The organism is Pseudomonas sp. B7(2017) (assembly GCF_002112745.1).
GTDB lineage: Bacteria > Pseudomonadota > Gammaproteobacteria > Pseudomonadales > Pseudomonadaceae > Aquipseudomonas > Aquipseudomonas ekonensis.
Genome location: NZ_NEIP01000035.1, coordinates 1 through 5,265 on the forward strand (window position 1 = coordinate 1; position 5,265 = coordinate 5,265).

Genomic DNA, 5,265 nt, shown 5'->3' on the forward strand with positions numbered 1-5,265 from the left:
GTCAGACTGACAGTCAGAAAGATTATCAGCATCACAAGTTACTCCGCGAGAAATCAAAGATGTAACCAACGATTGCTGAGCCAAGTTTAGGGTTTTCACAAAACCCAACGATGTTTGAACTGAAGAGTTTGATCATGGCTCAGATTGAACGCTGGCGGCAGGCCTAACACATGCAAGTCGAGCGGATGAGGGGAGCTTGCTCCCTGATTCAGCGGCGGACGGGTGAGTAATGCCTAGGAATCTGCCTGGTAGTGGGGGACAACGTCTCGAAAGGGACGCTAATACCGCATACGTCCTACGGGAGAAAGCAGGGGACCTTCGGGCCTTGCGCTATCAGATGAGCCTAGGTCGGATTAGCTAGTTGGTGAGGTAAAGGCTCACCAAGGCGACGATCCGTAACTGGTCTGAGAGGATGATCAGTCACACTGGAACTGAGACACGGTCCAGACTCCTACGGGAGGCAGCAGTGGGGAATATTGGACAATGGGCGAAAGCCTGATCCAGCCATGCCGCGTGTGTGAAGAAGGTCTTCGGATTGTAAAGCACTTTAAGTTGGGAGGAAGGGTTGTACGCTAATACCGTGCAATTTTGACGTTACCGACAGAATAAGCACCGGCTAACTCTGTGCCAGCAGCCGCGGTAATACAGAGGGTGCAAGCGTTAATCGGAATTACTGGGCGTAAAGCGCGCGTAGGTGGTTCGTTAAGTTGGATGTGAAATCCCCGGGCTCAACCTGGGAACTGCATCCAAAACTGGCGAGCTAGAGTATGGTAGAGGGTGGTGGAATTTCCTGTGTAGCGGTGAAATGCGTAGATATAGGAAGGAACACCAGTGGCGAAGGCGACCACCTGGACTGATACTGACACTGAGGTGCGAAAGCGTGGGGAGCAAACAGGATTAGATACCCTGGTAGTCCACGCCGTAAACGATGTCAACTAGCCGTTGGGAGCCTTGAGCTCTTAGTGGCGCAGCTAACGCATTAAGTTGACCGCCTGGGGAGTACGGCCGCAAGGTTAAAACTCAAATGAATTGACGGGGGCCCGCACAAGCGGTGGAGCATGTGGTTTAATTCGAAGCAACGCGAAGAACCTTACCAGGCCTTGACATGCAGAGAACTTTCCAGAGATGGATTGGTGCCTTCGGGAACTCTGACACAGGTGCTGCATGGCTGTCGTCAGCTCGTGTCGTGAGATGTTGGGTTAAGTCCCGTAACGAGCGCAACCCTTGTCCTTAGTTACCAGCACGTCATGGTGGGCACTCTAAGGAGACTGCCGGTGACAAACCGGAGGAAGGTGGGGATGACGTCAAGTCATCATGGCCCTTACGGCCTGGGCTACACACGTGCTACAATGGTCGGTACAGAGGGTTGCCAAGCCGCGAGGTGGAGCTAATCCCACAAAACCGATCGTAGTCCGGATCGCAGTCTGCAACTCGACTGCGTGAAGTCGGAATCGCTAGTAATCGCGAATCAGAATGTCGCGGTGAATACGTTCCCGGGCCTTGTACACACCGCCCGTCACACCATGGGAGTGGGTTGCACCAGAAGTAGCTAGTCTAACCTTCGGGGGGACGGTTACCACGGTGTGATTCATGACTGGGGTGAAGTCGTAACAAGGTAGCCGTAGGGGAACCTGCGGCTGGATCACCTCCTTAATCGACGACGTCAGCGGCTCCATGAGTTCCCACACGAATTGCTTGATTCATTGAAGAAGACGATTGGGTCTGTAGCTCAGTTGGTTAGAGCGCACCCCTGATAAGGGTGAGGTCGGCAGTTCGAATCTGCCCAGACCCACCAATTACGGTGCACCCTGTAGCGATACGGGGCCATAGCTCAGCTGGGAGAGCGCCTGCCTTGCACGCAGGAGGTCAGCGGTTCGATCCCGCTTGGCTCCACCATTACCGGTTGGTGATCCACTGTCTTGAAGCTTAGAAATGAGCATTCCGTCGAGAGATGGTGAATGTTGATTTCTGACCTTTGTCAGATCGTTCTTTAAAAATTTGGGTATGTGATAGAAAGACTGATGAAGCACTTTCACTGGTGCGGATTCAGGCTAAGGTAAAATTTGTGAGTTGCTCTTGGAGCAATGCGAATTTTCGGCGAATGTCGTCTTCACAGTATAACCAGATTGCTTGGGGTTATATGGTCAAGTGAAGAAGCGCATACGGTGGATGCCTTGGCAGTCAGAGGCGATGAAAGACGCGGTAGCCTGCGATAAGCTTCGGGGAGTCGGCAAACAGACTTTGATCCGGAGATCTCTGAATGGGGGAACCCAGCCAGCACAAGCTGGTTATCTTGCACTGAATACATAGGTGCAAGAGGCGAACCAGGGGAACTGAAACATCTAAGTACCCTGAGGAAAAGAAATCAACCGAGATTCCCTTAGTAGTGGCGAGCGAACGGGGACTAGCCCTTAAGTGGCTTTGAGATTAGCGGAACGCTCTGGAAAGTGCGGCCATAGTGGGTGATAGCCCTGTACGCGAAAATCTCTTTGCCATGAAATCGAGTAGGACGGAGCACGAGAAACTTTGTCTGAACATGGGGGGACCATCCTCCAAGGCTAAATACTACTGACTGACCGATAGTGAACCAGTACCGTGAGGGAAAGGCGAAAAGAACCCCGGAGAGGGGAGTGAAATAGATCCTGAAACCGTATGCGTACAAGCAGTGGGAGCAGACTTCGTTCTGTGACTGCGTACCTTTTGTATAATGGGTCAGCGACTTATATTCAGTGGCGAGCTTAACCGAATAGGGGAGGCGTAGCGAAAGCGAGTCTTAATAGGGCGTTTAGTCGCTGGGTATAGACCCGAAACCGGGCGATCTATCCATGGGCAGGTTGAAGGTTAGGTAACACTGACTGGAGGACCGAACCGACTACCGTTGAAAAGTTAGCGGATGACCTGTGGATCGGAGTGAAAGGCTAATCAAGCTCGGAGATAGCTGGTTCTCCTCGAAAGCTATTTAGGTAGCGCCTCATGTATCACTGTAGGGGGTAGAGCACTGTTTCGGCTAGGGGGTCATCCCGACTTACCAAACCGATGCAAACTCCGAATACCTACAAGTGCCGAGCATGGGAGACACACGGCGGGTGCTAACGTCCGTCGTGAAAAGGGAAACAACCCAGACCGTCAGCTAAGGTCCCAAAGTTATGGTTAAGTGGGAAACGATGTGGGAAGGCTTAGACAGCTAGGAGGTTGGCTTAGAAGCAGCCACCCTTTAAAGAAAGCGTAATAGCTCACTAGTCGAGTCGGCCTGCGCGGAAGATGTAACGGGGCTCAAACCATACACCGAAGCTACGGGTATCACGCAAGTGATGCGGTAGAGGAGCGTTCTGTAAGCCTGTGAAGGTGAGTTGAGAAGCTTGCTGGAGGTATCAGAAGTGCGAATGCTGACATGAGTAACGACAATGGGTGTGAAAAACACCCACGCCGAAAGACCAAGGTTTCCTGCGCAACGTTAATCGACGCAGGGTTAGTCGGTCCCTAAGGCGAGGCTGAAAAGCGTAGTCGATGGAAAACAGGTTAATATTCCTGTACTTCCGGTTATTGCGATGGAGGGACGGAGAAGGCTAGGCCAGCTTGGCGTTGGTTGTCCAAGTTTAAGGTGGTAGGCTGGGATCTTAGGTAAATCCGGGATCCCAAGGCCGAGAGCTGATGACGAGTTGCCTTTAGGCGACGAAGTGGTTGATGCCATGCTTCCAAGAAAAGCTTCTAAGCTTCAGATAACCGGGAACCGTACCCCAAACCGACACAGGTGGTTGGGTAGAGAATACCAAGGCGCTTGAGAGAACTCGGGTGAAGGAACTAGGCAAAATGGCACCGTAACTTCGGGAGAAGGTGCGCCGGTGAGGGTGAAGCACTTGCTGCGTAAGCCCACGCCGGTCGAAGATACCAGGCCGCTGCGACTGTTTATTAAAAACACAGCACTCTGCAAACACGAAAGTGGACGTATAGGGTGTGACGCCTGCCCGGTGCCGGAAGGTTAATTGATGGGGTTAGCTAACGCGAAGCTCTTGATCGAAGCCCCGGTAAACGGCGGCCGTAACTATAACGGTCCTAAGGTAGCGAAATTCCTTGTCGGGTAAGTTCCGACCTGCACGAATGGCGTAACGATGGCGGCGCTGTCTCCACCCGAGACTCAGTGAAATTGAAATCGCTGTGAAGATGCAGTGTATCCGCGGCTAGACGGAAAGACCCCGTGAACCTTTACTATAGCTTTGCACTGGACTTTGAATTTGCTTGTGTAGGATAGGTGGGAGGCTTTGAAGCGTGGACGCCAGTTCGCGTGGAGCCATCCTTGAAATACCACCCTGGCAACTTTGAGGTTCTAACTCAGGTCCGTCATCCGGATCGAGGACAGTGTATGGTGGGTAGTTTGACTGGGGCGGTCTCCTCCTAAAGAGTAACGGAGGAGTACGAAGGTGCGCTCAGACCGGTCGGAAATCGGTCGCAGAGTATAAAGGCAAAAGCGCGCTTGACTGCGAGACAGACACGTCGAGCAGGTACGAAAGTAGGTCTTAGTGATCCGGTGGTTCTGTATGGAAGGGCCATCGCTCAACGGATAAAAGGTACTCCGGGGATAACAGGCTGATACCGCCCAAGAGTTCATATCGACGGCGGTGTTTGGCACCTCGATGTCGGCTCATCACATCCTGGGGCTGAAGCCGGTCCCAAGGGTATGGCTGTTCGCCATTTAAAGTGGTACGCGAGCTGGGTTTAGAACGTCGTGAGACAGTTCGGTCCCTATCTGCCGTGGACGTTTGAGATTTGAGAGGGGCTGCTCCTAGTACGAGAGGACCGGAGTGGACGAACCTCTGGTGTTCCGGTTGTCACGCCAGTGGCATTGCCGGGTAGCTATGTTCGGAAAAGATAACCGCTGAAAGCATCTAAGCGGGAAACTTGCCTCAAGATGAGATCTCACTGGAGCCTTGAGCTCCCTGAAGGGCCGTCGAAGACTACGACGTTGATAGGTCGGGTGTGTAAGCGCTGTGAGGCGTTGAGCTAACCGATACTAATTGCCCGTGAGGCTTGACCATATAACACCCAAGCAATTTGCGAACCCGGAAGGGGCCAGATTGCGGTGTGTGGAGACGCCAGAACCGAAAGTTCGCGAAACGCACAAAGCTGTCACATACCCGATTCGCCGAAGCGTCGAAAGACGGTGCGGCACACAGAATTTCTTGACGACCATAGAGCGTTGGAACCACCTGATCCCATCCCGAACTCAGAAGTGAAACGATGCATCGCCGATGGTAGTGTGGGGTTTCC

Annotated in this window: 2 tRNA genes and 3 rRNA genes; all 5 read left to right on the top strand. The window is 52.8% G+C overall.

The features are described from left to right. Nucleotides 1-116: 116 nt before the first annotated feature. Nucleotides 117-1,653: ribosomal RNA gene (locus CAG29_RS27925) — 16S ribosomal RNA — on the top strand. A 65-nt stretch (nucleotides 1,654-1,718) separates the two neighbouring features. Next, a tRNA-Ile gene (locus CAG29_RS27930) sits at nucleotides 1,719-1,795 on the top strand. A 25-nt stretch (nucleotides 1,796-1,820) separates the two neighbouring features. Further along, a tRNA-Ala gene (locus tag CAG29_RS27935) sits at nucleotides 1,821-1,896 on the top strand. A gap of 246 nt (nucleotides 1,897-2,142) precedes the next feature. After that, a 23S ribosomal RNA gene (locus tag CAG29_RS27940) occupies nucleotides 2,143-5,033 on the top strand. A 143-nt stretch (nucleotides 5,034-5,176) separates the two neighbouring features. Then, nucleotides 5,177-5,265 (top strand): 5S ribosomal RNA (rrf, locus tag CAG29_RS27945); the annotation flags it as partial.